At 64.3% G+C, this 13,580-nt stretch carries 16 protein-coding genes and 1 pseudogene; 8 read left to right on the forward strand and 9 right to left on the reverse strand.

The annotated features are described in order from the left end of the window. From VB739_RS13680 to VB739_RS13690, 3 genes are all read right to left on the reverse strand, one after another. The coding region (locus VB739_RS13680; protein ID WP_323357600.1) for a filamentous hemagglutinin N-terminal domain-containing protein at nt 1-2,749 on the reverse strand (2,749 nt) is incomplete at its 3' end. A 68-nt stretch (nt 2,750-2,817) separates the two neighbouring features. After that, nucleotides 2,818-4,491 carry a ShlB/FhaC/HecB family hemolysin secretion/activation protein gene (locus tag VB739_RS13685; RefSeq protein WP_323357601.1) on the reverse strand — a complete coding sequence of 558 codons (1,674 nt, stop codon included), beginning with the start codon at nt 4,489-4,491 and terminating at the stop codon, nt 2,818-2,820. A gap of 104 nt (nt 4,492-4,595) precedes the next feature. Then, the gene (locus VB739_RS13690; protein WP_323357602.1) at nt 4,596-5,264 is read right to left on the reverse strand and encodes a hypothetical protein; all 669 of its coding nucleotides are present in this window, start codon (nt 5,262-5,264) and stop codon (nt 4,596-4,598) included. Between the two features lie 147 nt (nt 5,265-5,411). Between VB739_RS13690 and VB739_RS13695 the strand changes: the two are divergent. From VB739_RS13695 to VB739_RS13705, 3 genes and pseudogenes are all read left to right on the forward strand, one after another. Next, nucleotides 5,412-5,708 (forward strand): annotated as a pseudogene (locus VB739_RS13695) (MTH1187 family thiamine-binding protein); the annotation flags it as partial. 176 nt (nt 5,709-5,884) lie between these two features. After that, nucleotides 5,885-6,613, forward strand: coding sequence for a hypothetical protein (locus tag VB739_RS13700; protein WP_323357603.1), 729 nt, complete (start codon nt 5,885-5,887; stop codon nt 6,611-6,613). 249 nt (nt 6,614-6,862) lie between these two features. Beyond that, nucleotides 6,863-7,603, forward strand: coding sequence for a hypothetical protein (locus VB739_RS13705; RefSeq protein ID WP_323357604.1), 741 nt, complete (start codon nt 6,863-6,865; stop codon nt 7,601-7,603). A 218-nt stretch (nt 7,604-7,821) separates the two neighbouring features. Here the strand turns inward: VB739_RS13705 and VB739_RS13710 are convergent, their stop codons facing one another. The 3 genes from VB739_RS13710 to VB739_RS13720 all read right to left on the reverse strand — a co-directional run bounded on the left by VB739_RS13710 (nt 7,822) and on the right by VB739_RS13720 (nt 9,625). Further along, entirely contained in the window at nt 7,822-8,280 is a 459-nt protein-coding gene (locus tag VB739_RS13710; protein ID WP_323357605.1) for a hypothetical protein, read from the reverse strand. A 135-nt stretch (nt 8,281-8,415) separates the two neighbouring features. Continuing rightward, a complete protein-coding gene (locus VB739_RS13715; protein ID WP_323357606.1) occupies nt 8,416-8,661 on the reverse strand; it encodes a hypothetical protein in 246 nt (81 codons plus the stop codon). A 601-nt stretch (nt 8,662-9,262) separates the two neighbouring features. Beyond that, nucleotides 9,263-9,625: a hypothetical protein gene (locus VB739_RS13720; RefSeq protein WP_323357607.1), complete on the reverse strand. Its 363-nt coding sequence runs from the start codon at nt 9,623-9,625 to the stop codon at nt 9,263-9,265. A gap of 244 nt (nt 9,626-9,869) precedes the next feature. On the opposite strand from VB739_RS13720, the gene VB739_RS13725 reads away from it, so the two are divergent. Further along, complete coding sequence (locus VB739_RS13725; protein WP_197162514.1) at nt 9,870-10,115, forward strand: GlsB/YeaQ/YmgE family stress response membrane protein; 246 nt, start codon at nt 9,870-9,872, stop codon at nt 10,113-10,115. A 38-nt stretch (nt 10,116-10,153) separates the two neighbouring features. Here the strand turns inward: VB739_RS13725 and VB739_RS13730 are convergent, their stop codons facing one another. Genes VB739_RS13730 through VB739_RS13740 form a run of 3 tightly spaced genes read right to left on the reverse strand, consistent with a single transcriptional unit; the run spans nt 10,154 to nt 11,077 of the window. Then, nucleotides 10,154-10,414, reverse strand: coding sequence for a hypothetical protein (locus VB739_RS13730; RefSeq protein ID WP_323357608.1), 261 nt, complete (start codon nt 10,412-10,414; stop codon nt 10,154-10,156). Beyond that, nucleotides 10,377-10,760, reverse strand: a complete 384-nt coding sequence (locus tag VB739_RS13735; protein ID WP_323357609.1) for a hypothetical protein — start codon at nt 10,758-10,760, stop codon at nt 10,377-10,379. Before VB739_RS13735 ends, VB739_RS13730 begins: the two co-directional genes overlap by 38 nt. A 35-nt stretch (nt 10,761-10,795) precedes the next feature. Further along, a complete protein-coding gene (locus VB739_RS13740; protein WP_323357610.1) occupies nt 10,796-11,077 on the reverse strand; it encodes a hypothetical protein in 282 nt (93 codons plus the stop codon). Nucleotides 11,078-11,363: 286 nt separating this feature from the next. Between VB739_RS13740 and VB739_RS13745 the strand changes: the two genes are divergently transcribed. The 4 genes from VB739_RS13745 (at nt 11,364) to VB739_RS13760 (ending at nt 13,334) form a co-directional block, all read left to right on the forward strand. Next, complete coding sequence (locus tag VB739_RS13745; RefSeq protein ID WP_323357611.1) at nt 11,364-11,546, forward strand: conjugal transfer protein TrbI; 183 nt, start codon at nt 11,364-11,366, stop codon at nt 11,544-11,546. After that, on the forward strand, nt 11,539-11,808 hold the full coding sequence (locus VB739_RS13750; RefSeq protein ID WP_323357612.1) for a CDGSH iron-sulfur domain-containing protein: 270 nt from the start codon (nt 11,539-11,541) through the stop codon (nt 11,806-11,808). Before VB739_RS13745 ends, VB739_RS13750 begins: the two co-directional genes overlap by 8 nt. Nucleotides 11,809-12,081: 273 nt before the next feature. After that, the gene (locus VB739_RS13755) at nt 12,082-12,627 is read left to right on the forward strand and encodes a hypothetical protein (protein ID WP_323357613.1); all 546 of its coding nucleotides are present in this window, start codon (nt 12,082-12,084) and stop codon (nt 12,625-12,627) included. After that, a complete protein-coding gene (locus VB739_RS13760) occupies nt 12,624-13,334 on the forward strand; it encodes a hypothetical protein (protein ID WP_323357614.1) in 711 nt (236 codons plus the stop codon). Before VB739_RS13755 ends, VB739_RS13760 begins: the two co-directional genes overlap by 4 nt. Nucleotides 13,335-13,580 lie beyond the last annotated feature (246 nt).

The raw sequence follows: 13,580 nt of genomic DNA on the forward strand, positions 1-13,580 counted from the left end.
CAGGGGTCGGTTGCGGCACCTGGGTCGGTGCCAGCGTCGGCGTCAGCAGCGGCTGTCGCAGGGGAGCCCGGGTTGGAGCAGGGGTCGGTTGCGGCACCTGGGTCGGTGCCAGCGTCGGCGTCAGCAGGGGCTGTCGCAGGGGAGCCCGGGTCGGAGCAGGGGTCGGTTGGGGCACCTGGGTCGGTGCCAGCGTCGGCGTCAGCAGCGGCTGTTGCAGGGGAGCCCGGGTTGGAGCAGGGGTCGGTTGCGGCACCTGGGTCGGTGCCAGGGTCGGCGTCAGCAGCGGCTGTTGCAGGGGAGCCCGGGTCGGAGCAGGGGTCGGTTGCGGCACCTGGGTCGGTGCCAGCGTCGGCGTCAGCAGCGGCTGTCGCAGGGGAGCCCGGGTCGGAGCAGGGGTCGGTTGCGGCACCTGGCTCGGTGCCAGCGTCGGCGTCAGCAGCGGCTGTCGCAGGGGAGCCCGGGTCGGAGCAGGGGTCGGTTGCGGCACCTGGGTCGGTGCCAGGGTCGGCGTCAGCAGGGGCTGTTGCAGGGGAGCCCGGGTCGGAGCAGGGGTCGGTTGCGGCACCTGGGTCGGTGCCAGCGTCGGCGTCAGCAGGGGCTGTCGCAGGGGAGCCCGGGTTGGAGCAGGGGTCGGTTGGGGCACCTGGGTCGGTGCCAGGGTCGGCGTCAGCAGCGGCTGTTGCAGGGGAGCCCGGGTTGGAGCAGGGGTCGGTTGGGGCACCTGGCTCGGTGCCAGCGTCGGCGTCAGCAGCGGCTGTCGCAGGGGAGCCCGGGTTGGGGCAGGGGTCGGTTGGGGCACCTGGCTCGGTGCCAGCGTCGGCGTCAGCAGCGGCTGTTGCAGGGGAGCCCGGGTCGGGGCAGGGGTCGGTTGGGGCACCTGGGTCGGTGCCAGCGTCGGCGTCAGCAGCGGCTGTTGCAGGGGAGCCCGGGTCGGAGCAGGGGTCGGTTGGGGCACCTGGGTCGGCCGCTGCCATGTGGACGTGCCTGAACCTTGGGGAACCGCTGTCTGGCCCGCCAGGGGAAGCGCCTGCTGGAGCTGCACCACGGTGGGAGTGCCCGGCGTGGTGACCTGTTGGTAGACCGGCGGTCTCACCACCTGGGTCGGTGGCGTCTTCGGCGTGGTCTGGGGGTTGAAGCTTGACGCGTCAGTGACGTATGTCCGACCTCCCACCACGTAGAGCACATGGGTGGGAGGCAGATTGCCAGCGGTGGTGAACTGCGGACGGCCGTTGCTGTCGGTGGTGAAGTGACCTCTCCAGTAGGTCACTTCACCCGTGACGGGATTCACATAGCGGCAGCCAGGGCAAGGGCTGGTGCCTGCGTAGGTGCCATGGTTGCCATGGAAATAGCCACCTTCTTGCCTGAGAAAGGTCTGGCTGATGCCAGCTTCCTGGGGCCTGGTGAAACCAGGATTCGTCAGCCCTTGCATGATCGTGAACGATCCGCCGGGAATGGCCACCATCTGGGTGGTGGGAGACCCCGGAATCGTCCTTGTCCAGGTGATCAGTCCCGTTTGCGGGCCATAGGGCGCCCTGACCCCATTGCTGCCGACCACCGATGAGGCGCCGCCGTCGATGGTGACCTTCAGGGGGCCGGTGCCGAACTGGTCAACGAAATCCGGGTTCGTGAGAGCTGCCGAACCGGGCTGAACCGTGAGCGTTCCGGAGGTGAGCTTGCCCGATGTCTGGTCGACACGAACACCATCGGCATTCAAGAGAACGGCCCCGGCTGGCAACGTCAGGCCAAGGACGCTGGCCTCGTCTCGTTCTTCGGCGACAAGGTTGCCCTGGGCGTCGGTATGGGTCAGACGGCGCTTGAGGGAGCCCCCATTGGTGCTTTCCCGATGCCCCTCCTCGATCGCCTCGATGCCGTCATAGACAAAGAAATCAGCCGCCCGGAAGTTGGGGGAGAAGAAGAGATCGTTGAACTGACCGGCTTTGGCCCCGGAGGTGCTGATCACGAAGCGCTCCAGGTCGTAGGTGGCCTGGAGTGAAAGGGTCGCCCGTTGGGGAGAGGGCCTGCCACTGATCTGGATGAAGCCGAAGCCGGTGGGCAGGCCAGGAGACGCCGTGAACGTGTTGGTCGGCAACCCGGTGGTGCCGATCCAGAGGGAACCCTCGGGTACCACGCCATTGACGGTGGTGTTGACGCCATCTGTTCCGGTGGCTGCGCTGCGGACGCCCCTGGTGAAGATTGCTCCCGTTGGACCCAGGGTCACCGCGGGAGCCACCAGGGCGATGCCGCCTCCGTTGGTGGAACGGATGGTGCCATCCACCTGGATGGGGCCATCCCCATCGGCCATGACGATGCTGATCAACGGGGCATTCAGGCCAGGGCCATAGGCCGAACCCGAAAGGAACTGCTCCACGGCTCCGGCTGCGAGTGTGCCGCTCGTGAGCAGGATGCTGGGCACGGAGACCAAGGCGGTGGAGCCCACCGTGATGCCCTGGTTGTTGATCAACACCACAGGGTTGATGGCCCTGAGCACGCCATCAAGGCGTGAGGCGCCTCCACCACTGCGCACGTAGTTGAGAACGGCTCCCTGGTTCTGGAAATCGACCGTGCCACCGGGGCCGATGTTGAAGCTGCCCCAGCTGATCACCGCCCGGCCAGGGGTGGTGACGGTGAGGGTGCTCCCTGAGGTGGTCACGGTATGGGCCCCGCTGCCCACTTGTTGGGGACTGGTGGGCAGCACCTGGGCGCGGGCCATCGGCGGCGCGCTGGACTGGGCCAGCGTCAGTGCCACCATTCCTGCGTGTGACAGGCGCCAGAGGAGGGTCGGCAAGGTGGTCGAGACGGTTGGATCGGCGCGTTTCATCAGAACCACCACCGCAGGGAACCCCACACCCTGGCTCCCTTGTTGAAGCCGTCAGCATCGGTGTTCTCCACGCTGCCAGGGTTGTTGCCGATGGGGAAGCCGACCTTCAGGGAGAGAAGCCATTCGCCGGAGGTGCCCAGATCCACCCCCAAGCCCGTTCCGGCCAGGCCAAAGGAATTGGGCTGCAGCGCATCGGTGAAGGGAGTGTTCCAGCGCCAGATGTAACCGGCATCGATGAACGCCACAAAAGACAGCAGCGGAGATGCACGGTAGATGAGTTCAAACTGGCCACTGAAGCCGCTATCCCCGGGTGCTTCTCCCGGTGGATAGGCCCGCACACCATTGGGATAGCCGAGGGACATCTTTTCGGCACCGTCCAGATTGTTGAAGGCTTTCTGGGCCTGAACGAACACCTTGGCCTGCCAGCGATCGGAAAAAACCTGATAGCGGCTGTACACCAGACCCACCTTGTTGAAGCCACCATCCGTGTTGGCGGTCAGGGCATCGAGAAACAGATCATTGCTGTTGCCGGAGCGATCCAGATTGCCAAGGCTGTATTGAAGCAATGCCGTGTTCAAGCCGGTGCCGAGAATCGCATCCTGCTTCTGGCCGATCAGGGAGAGCCGAAGCACCTGGCTGTCTCTGTCGCGGACCTCAGTCCGTTGGATTCTGTCGATGTAGCTGTTGTACTCCGCGCTTAAGGAGCCCCAGAGTGATTGCATGGGCCGTCGCCACAGGGGCTGCTGAAAGCCCAACCGAACGTTGCCAGTGCTGCCATTGATGTCAGCACTGAAGAGTTCATCAAGAAGCCGGTACCTGTTGTAGTTGGCATAGAGATTCAGTTGGCCTCCGTCAGGTGTGACGGGAAGTGCAAAGTTCAGCGATCCCACCCAGTTGCCCGTGCCGGAGCTGTTGCCCCACCAGCTCCCCTCCAGAGAGGTCCGCTCGCCTCGACCCAGCAGATTCGAACCCGTGAGCGTCAGATCAACGTCAATACTGCCAAGGAAACGGTTGATCTCGTTGTTGATATTGAGCTCGCCGCTGGTGCGATCGGTGTCGAAGACGCTGAGCACCACATCGGTGGTGCCGGTCTCGGATCCCGGCTGGAGCCTGGAGCGCACCTGCACCCCCGCCAGATCGTTGAGCTTGAGCAGGGCGGATGTGAGTTTGTCGAGACGCAGCAGACTGCCCTGGGCCACGGAGGCCCTGATCGTGGCCTTGGCGATGCCGTCGTTGAGGTGGTGCGGCACGGTGGAATCAATCCTGACCTCCCCCATGCGCGCCTCCGTGACGGTGATCATGAGCGGACCACCCTTGGGGCCGCTCGGATCGATCCGCACCAGAGCGAGAAGGCCACGGGAGCGATAGGCGTCGCGAATGGCGCTGCGCAGGGTTTCCAGGTCGCGCAGGCTGACGGGACGGTTCAGATAGGGAGCGGCCAGGGCTTCGAGCTGCCCCTTCCACTCCACCGTCACCCCCTCAAAGCTCACACTGCTGTAGAAGAAGTCAGGCAGAGTTTCCGGCAGTGGCTCTTTCTCCTGGGGTGGTTGTTCGGGGACCTGTGGCTTGTTGAGCTGCTCCAGCTGGCGACGATTCTGCTCATCAAGGGTGTCGCGCAGGCGCTGGTCACGCTCGTAACGCTGGATCGCTCCGGAGGGTAGCGACTGAGCCAAGGCATCACCTCCGTTGCTGGTGATGGCAGCAATCAAGCAGAGCCCAAATCTGATGCTGCGCTTTGCCATTAAGCTAGCTGGAACACCCTCTCAAGCCTATTTTATCACGGCTCATCAACCCATGTTGCCTCTACTCTCTCCAGGCCCTGTAAGGTGAGCGTGGGCTTGATTCTTTCTTTGAGCTTCATTGTGCCTCGCTGAGCCACAATGGCAGGGTTCAGTGCATGGTTGCTCCCCATGCTCCACGCTCCTGGCTGCATGGGAGGCAACGGCCTCCTTGATTTCGGCCACTGGATCCATAAAGCCTCGGGGTGACGCCAGACAAGCCCAGCCTCTCGCAGGAGACCGTCGTCGTGGCGGGATGACGAAATCAGAGAAGGCTCAAGGGGGGACGAGTGCAATCCCTCCAACGTCGGGCGCAGCTCACCGATGAACTCCTCATCCACCTCCGTTGCGGTGAGTTCCTCGCCCACCAGGTCCTGGATCAGGGGGTAGAGGCGCACGTCGAACCATTTGCGGAACATGGCGTAGGTGCGCTCCGCCGGCCAGGTGCCGGTGTCGCGCTGCCAGTCGTCGAGCTCGGCTTCGAAGATCGTCCCGTAGGCCTCCTTGATGATCTCCTCAGCCTCCTCTTCCGTCTCGTAGCCGGGGATCATATACAGGCAGGGCTCCCTGGCTCCAGCCGCATTGACATCCAGGTCGTGCTGCCGCGCCCACGCAAGCAGTTTCTCACTGGGGTAGATCCCCACCGCGCAGCGGTTCACCACGGCCATGGCCCACCCGGCGGTATGGCCTCAACGCTAGGTCTGGCTACCTGAGAAGGCTTGGCGCCGCGGGGGAAGCCTGAGGCCTCTTCGGCCGGGAGGTAGAGGGGGCCAGGAGGATGGGAGCCTCTCAATGAAGCCTCCGGAGGCAGTTCTATGAAGGTGATCGTCGATCTCGGCGTTGTACCGATTGGGGTCGGCGTCTACCTGGCGCCCTACATCGCTGCGTGTGAGCGGGTCTTGCTGAACGCCGGTCTCAAGATCCAGCTGCACCCCAACGGCACCGCGATCGAGGGCAAGTGGGGACCGGTGTTTGCTGCGATCGAGACCTGTCATCAGGCGGTGCATGCCATGGGCTGTCCCCGCGTCTACACGACCGTGAAGGTCAACCCCCGAACCGATCGGAACCAGACGCTGGAGGACAAGGTGGCCAGCGTTGAGACGCTGCTCCAACAGATGCCGGATAGAACAGATGCCGGAAAGAAGCCAATGAGAAGACTTCGTCTTGGGCCGGTTGAGGGGTCTGGCTATCCGGGAAGGCGAGGAGCCGCCTTATGCCTACGGATACCTATCCTCATCTGCCTCCCGGTTGCCGGCTAGGAAGGGGTGTGTCGCTCCCTTGGCCCCGGATGGTCCGCCTTCGCCGCCGCATCCCACTGGCTCAGCGCGTCGCCCTGCCCCTGCTGCCACTGGCCGCCGGCCTCGTCCTGGTGCCACCGCTGCAGGCCCAGCCCACCACCAGCGCCAGGCCCACGGTGGTGCGCTCGGTCCCGCCCGAGCCCCGGCCCAACCCCTCCCTTGAGGCGGCCCTGCGCGAGGTTCTCTTCCCGGTGCGCATCGACGACGGCCAGGGCCACGGTCCCGATCCCGGCAGTGCCGAGGGGGAGATGGTGAAGCGCAACAGGATCAAGGCCGCATGCGAGCGCCTGCCGGCGCCTCGCTACAGCTGGAGCCGGGTGGATCTGGGCGGCGACGGCAGAGCCGAGGTGGTGGCCCAGGTGGTGGGGCCGATGTTCTGCGGCACCGGCGGCTGCCCGCTGCTGATCTTCCGCGAGCCCAGCCCCGGCCGGCTGGAGCTCATCACCCAGATGAGCCTGTTCAAGGATCCCCTGATCGTGACCGAGCGGCGCCACAACGGCTGGAAGGAGCTGATCACCCGTGTGCGGGTGGATGCCGGGACCAGTTACTACGCCGTGCTGCGCAACGACGGCCGCACCTACCCCACCAACCCCAGCGTGGCGCCGGCCATCCCCTTGCGCCGAGCGGACCCCGGCACCGCCTACCTGGCGTGGAACGAGAAGGATCCCCGCGAGCACCGGCTGCCTTGCGAGGTGACACCCCAGAAGCGGGGCCTCTGAGCACGACCACCCATGACCGCTGCCGGCCTGGATGGCATCCAATTGCATGCTGATCAGCTGCGCCAGGGTCTGATCGCTCTGAGCGAACACCTCACCAGTGGCAGACACCGGATCCGCTACCCCGTGGGTCACAAGCGCTGGAGAGGACTGGCTTGGTGTTCTTTCGGGCAGCAGCAGAGGACAGCGGGCAAGGAACAGGCTTCGGGCGGAGGGACCCTTAGGATCAGCCGCTCAAATTCATCACCGCACATGCCCCGTCCCTGGCAGCGTTCCGCCTCCTTGCTCTCAGCGGCCAGCCTGGCGCTCTGCAGCTTCACCGCCATCGCTCCTCAGGCAGCCCTGGCCGAGGTGCTCGTGCGCGCCCAGGGACGCTGCAAGCTCTCCAGTGGCGGCTATGTGCCTTTCAACGGCCATTGCACCTTCAAGCACAAACAGGCTGGTGGCGTGGATGCCTACGTGGTGAAACTCGATGACGGCACCGAATTCAACTTCTCGGGTCCCAATCCACAGGCACTGAGGGTGCAGACCCACGCCGGTATCCGCAACGTGCGCCACACCGCTCAGCCTGATCACGATGTCTTCAGCTGGGAAGACGGAGAACCCCGCAAACTGTCCGTGAGGCTCGATCGGGTTGAAAATCCCGACGCCCGCTTTGAAACCCCTCCCCAGAAGGCTGACAGCACGGCCCTCGTCGGGGCTGCGCTGGGTGCCCTGATCGGAGGCCTGATCAGCGGCAAGCCGGTCCAGCGGAGTGAGCCAGCCACCCAGGGTGCTCCCGTGGGAGAGCTGCAGTCGCTCGTCGGGGCTCGTGCATCGGGCGCAGAAGCCACCATCACGGCCAAGGGCTACACCTACCGCGGCGGCGCGAAACTGGCCGACAGTTCCTTCACGTACTGGGAGCAGCCACGCACCAACAACTGCGTGGCCGTTCGCACCACCGATGGGCGCTACCAGTCGATCACCTACACGACCAAGGCCGACTGCAACTGAGCCGAGGAACTGCTCGGCAATGGCGAGAGCTCTCCACGCCTGGTTCCTGCCGGGCCTGGAGAGCCCCGTGGTAGTGGCACCTGCAGGACCACAGGCCATCCGCGTCTCCTTGGAACCTGCCATCAGTCGCTGCAATCATGAGGCGATGGCGATGGCGATGGCGCCGCAGCAGGCGCAAAGCTCCTCCAGATGCCTTGGTTTGGCCTAAGTCCCAAGGATTACTGCCGACGGATCGGGCCTTTGGTCCGAGCGTCGGAGTCGAACCAGCTGCTCTCATCGGCGATGCGGGGATCGCCTTGAATCGTGAAGGTGATAAAGCCGGTTTTGAACACCAAGGCACCGTCACTGAGCTTGCTGGCGACAGACTTGCCGTTCACCACAACCTTGTTTTTGTTATCGATGCTGATGATGGCCACGGTTTGCCCAGTTCCGGGATTCTTGGCGATCCACTGGCCGGTGTAAGGCAAAGCGGCGACAGCCGGTGCCGTTCCGAAACCAGCTTTGGCATTTTCGGCTTTGGTCTTGTTGATGTCGCAGCCCTGCAACTCGGTTAGCTGGGTACAGCCAGATTTCTCGAGCTTCTTGGCATAAGCCGGATCAATGGCATGGGAGGCAAGAGGCAGGAACAGCCCACTCGCGGCGACAGCGGCAACGAAAACGTGATGTTTTTGTTTCATTTTGAACACTCTTTGTCGATTGTTGAAAGAAAATGCTGTGAAGCAAAGGATTAAATCATGCTTTAAGATTAGCTCTGCAAGAAAGCACATCAATAATCTTAACATTGGCCATGCATTTTTGTCAACAGGCGAGCGTCAGCTCTGTTGCTGGCAATAAGGGGAGCCTTGGTCACGAACTGGCTCTTGGCTGTCGCCAATGCTCATGAGCTGAACACAGCAGCAGACCGGCTTCATGGGGATGAGCGCCTCATCTACGGCGTAGCCCCTGGCTTCTGCGAAGCAGTTGCAGGCCACATCGGAATCGAGAACCGTGGTGATTTCCAGGACTGTGAAGCTGAGTTCAGGATTGCCATGAAGCTCGGCCAGCGCAGAGTGCTTCAAGAGACATCATAGGGCTGGCTTCAGGATCTGACTGAGGCGGCGAAGGTCCACTTCCGCGCCAAAGTTGAGCATTCTTTTCGAATCATCAAATGTCAGTTCCGCTTCCGCAAGGGTCTTCTACCAAGGCATTCGCAAGAACGACCTCAAGCTGAAGTTGCTCCTTGCCCTGGCAAACCTCTAGCGCGACCTATGGCGGTTGGAGACCGGCCGCAGGATCCCCGCCACCTAGGGCCGCCATAGGGAGTCGACGGCGATCGTTCCGCGGAGAATCAGCGGATCCCGGCCGAGGAGGCCATGCCGAAGGGCCTGGCGGTGCTCACGAGCAACTCCATCTTCAGCGACGGCGTCGAGCTGAAGTCTGGTGAGTGAGCCGCCGGTGCATCCAAGCCGCAATCCACAAGAGAACCACGGCAGTGCCTGCTCCAAGGCCCCCCCATTACAGCCAAGAAGATGACGCGATCGGAGATGGATGGTGTCACACCCTGCTCCCCGCCGCTCCCGAGCAACACCATCAGCCCGAGGGTGAGGCCCACGGCGCAGATTGCCGCAACCCTGCCCTCTCCAGCCGCACAGTCAAGCGGCGGCAGCCAGCGGCCTCGCGTCACTCAGCGACGCGCACAGGGGCGGTGCAGAGTCCAGATGCGGCGATGGGCCCTGCAGGCTGGTATCCCCAGGCAGGGTCCTCACGGAAGCTGTACACCTGCTTCCCGCCGCGCTCGATCGAGAACACGGTCCAGGTCTGACGCTCACAGCTCAGGCCGATCACCGCCTTGCCATCGGCGAGGGGCAGTTCCACGTGGCGGATCCCGTCATAGATCCACAACAGCCGGCCTGCTCCGTTCTCGAGCAGGGAGCGAATCGGGCTGCCCTGGACCTGAGGCTGGGCGCTGGCCGGCGAGGCCAGCCCTGCCACTGTCAGCAGGACGTTGAGGAGCAGCGCCCAGGAGGCCTGACGATCACCCATGAGGACGAAGAAAGATCTTCATTTTGCGTTCAAGGGCCCCCCTGTCCGCAGCAAAGGTCAGAGAACAGCCATCGGTCTTGGGATCAGCCGCCAGACCTGACCACAGCTTCCAGCAGCCTGAGCCAAGGGATGCGACGACAGCGGCGACTGCGGTAGCAACGACTACGAAGTTCTACGAGACCATGGCGATTGCAACCACGAGGGTTACGGTCCGATGGCCCTCTTGTCCTGAGCGGAATCCACCATGAACGTTCTCTGGTTCCTCCTCGTCGGTGTGATTGCCGGCTGGCTTGCCGGGGTTCTCGTCAAAGGGGGAGGCTTCGGGCTCGTCGGCGATCTGGTGGTGGGCATCATCGGAGCCCTGCTCGGTGGGCTTCTCTTCAGCGGTCTCGGTGGAGCCGTGGGCGGCGGCCTGCTGGGCAGCATCGTGGTGGCCACCCTCGGTGCGGTGATCCTGCTGGTGGTGCTCAGGGTGCTCAAACGGGCCTGATCCCTGCTGAAGATCCTTCACCTCGCTGGGCCTAAGGTTCACTTCAGTTCTTTCGTCTTATCACCATGAGCCTGGAAGACAAGATCAAGGCTTCCGCCAAGGATGCCGAGGGCAAGCTGCAGGCGGCGGCCGGCGAGCTCACCGGTGATGACCCACTCAAGGCCACAGGCAAGGCTAAGTAGGCTCAGGCCAAGGTAATCGATGCCGTCGGCGATGCCCTGAAGGGTCTGGGCAATCAGGCCTGACCCTTCGCCGTTTCCCTCAGCGGCGGCTTGACCGGCCAGTCCCTGCGCGGCCATGGCCTGCCAGCATTCGATTCACCTGAAGCAGCAGGGCAATCGCAATCACGGCTGTCGATTGCAGCATCGGCACGGTGAGGATGGTCATCCGCTGCACCAGGCGATGTTCGGGCACGGTGTGGAAGCGGTAGCTGTCGATTCCCAGGAGGAGCGTGCCTCCCAGGGAGAGCACCAGCACAGCGACGAACAGCAGGTTCGAAAGGCGGGGCCGCTCCCGCTCCCTCCAGGCCAGCAGTCCAAGGCCGAAGTAAGGGGCAATCAGGAAGGCCAGAAACGGCAGATCCCCCGTTCGCAGCCCGGTGGTGCCCGTGCCAACGATCACCAGGCTGGCGAGAGCGGCAAGCATGCACAGCATCCGTGTGGCGCGATCAGCCACCGCGGCTATCGAAACGCCCGCAGGAGTGACCAAGACGACAGGAGCAACAGCACGGGGCCGATCACAAGCAGATCAACCCGGATGTTCGCTTCCGGCGTTCTGAGCAGCACCAGCCATTCCCAGCCGGCGAAGATCCCCCAACCCATGGCCCCGAACAACAGTGCACGGGGATGGCGGGCCACACCGGGCCATCGGAACCGCAGGGCCAGGTAGCCCGCCAGAAAAACGACGGCCACCGTCAGGATGGCTGGTGGTTGACCGACGAACAGTCTCACGAGCAGTTCCATGGTTTTGCCACCCTGGTGGATGGGCGAGACCGAGCGGATTTCTTTGCTAACAGTCGGGGGGCTTGCCTCCTCGGTTCATGGTGACCGCTGGCCAGGTTCCAAATGAGAAGGGCGCCCCGTGTCGGGCGCCCTTTGGCCGGTTGCAGGGTCTGGGCTCGCGCTGCCCTGGTCGTGGCCTCTGATTCATTGATAGATCCAGGAGCCCCGCTTGACAGTACGGCAAGCCGTTCCTTCCCGATGCCGGCGGTACCAGACTGTTAGTAGCGGCACTGAGCAAGGAGAGGCCATGAACGCGACCCTGGAGAAACCCGCCACGCTGCAGTGCGCCTGCCCCGGCTGCCACTGCATGGTGCAAGCGGACAGCCCGTTCCGCAGCGGCGCTTCCCTGTTCTGCAGCGAGGTCTGCGCCAAGGGGCACCCCAACGGTGAGCCCTGCCACACGAGCTGCGGCTGGGAATGCCATGGCTGAATCGGCTCCGCCTTCTGCGGGTCCGATTCCCCTGGAACTGCCAGCCGGCGTGCACCAGCTCTGCCGCTGTGGCCGCAGCCGTCACGGCTGGATCTGCGATGGCGCCCACCTCGGCTCCGGCTGGGTGTCACGGGAGCTGCGGCTTGATCAGGCCAGCTCGGTGATGGTCTGCGGCTGCGGCCTCTCCCACCGCTACCCGCTCTGTGATGGCCGCCACGCCAGATCGGCGGGCCGCAGACGCTGGTGGAGGTGGTGGGCCTGAGTGGCTCGATCGTCCGGACGGCTGCCTTCTGCCAGGCGCTGAGCTCAAGGCCCAGGCGTTGCTCAACCCAGGAGGAGGTTCTGGCTGCCTGGATGCGGCGCTCATCGCTGAGCAGGGTGGGAAGGAAGATCGCCGGCTCTGTGGTCAGGGTGCCCTTCATCACCAGGCCTCCTCCGAGCAGGAACACTGTGCTCTCGGCACCGCTCGTGTCCGGCCGGCCGTCCACCAGGCGGCTTATATTTGCTATTCGCGAATAGCGAATGAGGCACGTCGTTGGCCCGCTTCCCCTCCAATCCCCAGCCCGTGTTGCGCCCCCAGGACCTGGTGGTGCTTCTTCGCCTGGCGCTTCCATTCGAGCTGGCACCGAGCTACGCCGCACTCGGCGCTGAGCTGGGCATCACGGCCTCTGAGGCCCATGCGGCTGTGGAGCGGGCGGTGGTGGCCAGGCTGGCCGTCAAGACCAGCGATGGCAAGCCACAGGTGATCCGTACGGCGCTGCAGCAGTTTCTCCAGCACGGTGCCCGTTACTGCTTCCCGGCCAGCCAGGGCGGGATGACCCGGGGTATTCCAACCGGGTACGCCGCCTCCCCCCTCAAGGAGCAGATCCGGCCGGGGAGCGATCCGCCGCCGGTCTGGCCGTGGAAGAACGGCACGACCCGTGGCCTCGCCTTCACCCCGCTCTACCCGAGTGTTCCTGAGGCAGCGGCGCGCAACCCGGCACTGGGGGAGCTGCTGGCCCTGTTCGATGCCGTGCGTGGCGGCAGCGCCCGTGAACAGGCCCTGGCCGTGGCGCTGCTGGAGGAGCGGCTGCAGCCATGAACCCCAATGACCCCAATGTCGCCCTGCTCGAACAGGCGGCTGCGCATCTGGGAGAGGCCCTGCTCGAGCAACTGGTGTTTGTCGGCGGAGCGGTGGCCGGTCTGTTGATCACAGATCCGGCCATGCCGGACATCCGGCCCACCCAGGATGTGGATGTGATCTGCCGCGTGATCGCCAGGGCCGACTACTACCAGCTGGGGATGCAGCTGCGGGCACGGGGGTTCCAGGAGGACACACGGCCCGGTGCACCCCTCTGTCGCTGGTGCATCGAGCAGATCACCCTCGACCTGATGCCCGCCCAAGGCAACATCCTCGGGTTCTCCAACCGCTGGTATCCCCTGGCCGTGGAGTCCGCCCAGCTTCAGGTGTTGCCGAGCGGCCGCTCGATCAGGATGGTGACTGCACCGGTGTTCCTGGCCACCAAGCTGGAGGCCTTCTACGGCCGTGGGCAGGGAGCGTTTCTCTTCAGCCACGACCTGGAGGATCTGATGGCGGTCGTCGACGGTCGCGAGTCGCTGCTGGAGGAGTGTCGGCTGAGCCCGCCTGAGCTCCGGAACGCTCTCGCGGCACACTTCCAAGTCCTGTTGGCGACGCCCGCTTTCATCGAGGCAGTTCCTGCGTTCCTCCCAGGTGATCAGGCCAGCCAGCAACGACTGCCGGAACTGCTGTTGATGCTTTCTTCGATCGCGGCTTTGGCTGACTCATGACCATCTGAGCCATCCCCGCAGACGGATCTCAAGATGGTGCCAACCATTCCGCCAGCTTGGTGTAACGCCTGCGGCCCAGGTGATTTGTGACGGCCATTGCCAGCGCCTTCTTCTGGCCCTGACGTGACCCCCCTTACTGGTCCAGTTCTTCTGAGAGCTGGTGGGTAGTCAGGCCGCTCTCCACTGCTGGAGGGTCTCCAGGGGCGTACGCCCCTGGAGCGCCGAATGCGGTCTGTAAGTGTTGTA

Origin of the sequence: Cyanobium gracile UHCC 0281, assembly GCF_034931305.1 — a bacterium.
GTDB classification, from domain to species: domain Bacteria; phylum Cyanobacteriota; class Cyanobacteriia; order PCC-6307; family Cyanobiaceae; genus Cyanobium; species Cyanobium gracile_A.

Excerpts from the sequence above, each read along its gene's own strand:
- VB739_RS13690 (WP_323357602.1), bottom strand. The coding sequence starts at position 5,264 with ATGGCCGTGGTGAACCGCTGCGCGGTGGGGATCTACCCCAGTGAGAAA.
- VB739_RS13700 (WP_323357603.1), top strand. The coding sequence starts at position 5,885 with ATGGTCCGCCTTCGCCGCCGCATCCCACTGGCTCAGCGCGTCGCCCTG.
- VB739_RS13705 (WP_323357604.1), top strand. The coding sequence starts at position 6,863 with ATGCCCCGTCCCTGGCAGCGTTCCGCCTCCTTGCTCTCAGCGGCCAGC.
- VB739_RS13710 (WP_323357605.1), bottom strand. The coding sequence starts at position 8,280 with ATGAAACAAAAACATCACGTTTTCGTTGCCGCTGTCGCCGCGAGTGGG.
- VB739_RS13720 (WP_323357607.1), bottom strand. The coding sequence starts at position 9,625 with ATGGGTGATCGTCAGGCCTCCTGGGCGCTGCTCCTCAACGTCCTGCTG.
- VB739_RS13725 (WP_197162514.1), top strand. The coding sequence starts at position 9,870 with ATGAACGTTCTCTGGTTCCTCCTCGTCGGTGTGATTGCCGGCTGGCTT.
- VB739_RS13730 (WP_323357608.1), bottom strand. The coding sequence starts at position 10,414 with ATGGCCGCGCAGGGACTGGCCGGTCAAGCCGCCGCTGAGGGAAACGGC.
- VB739_RS13735 (WP_323357609.1), bottom strand. The coding sequence starts at position 10,760 with ATGCTTGCCGCTCTCGCCAGCCTGGTGATCGTTGGCACGGGCACCACC.
- VB739_RS13740 (WP_323357610.1), bottom strand. The coding sequence starts at position 11,077 with ATGGAACTGCTCGTGAGACTGTTCGTCGGTCAACCACCAGCCATCCTG.
- VB739_RS13745 (WP_323357611.1), top strand. The coding sequence starts at position 11,364 with ATGAACGCGACCCTGGAGAAACCCGCCACGCTGCAGTGCGCCTGCCCC.
- VB739_RS13750 (WP_323357612.1), top strand. The coding sequence starts at position 11,539 with ATGGCTGAATCGGCTCCGCCTTCTGCGGGTCCGATTCCCCTGGAACTG.
- VB739_RS13760 (WP_323357614.1), top strand. The coding sequence starts at position 12,624 with ATGAACCCCAATGACCCCAATGTCGCCCTGCTCGAACAGGCGGCTGCG.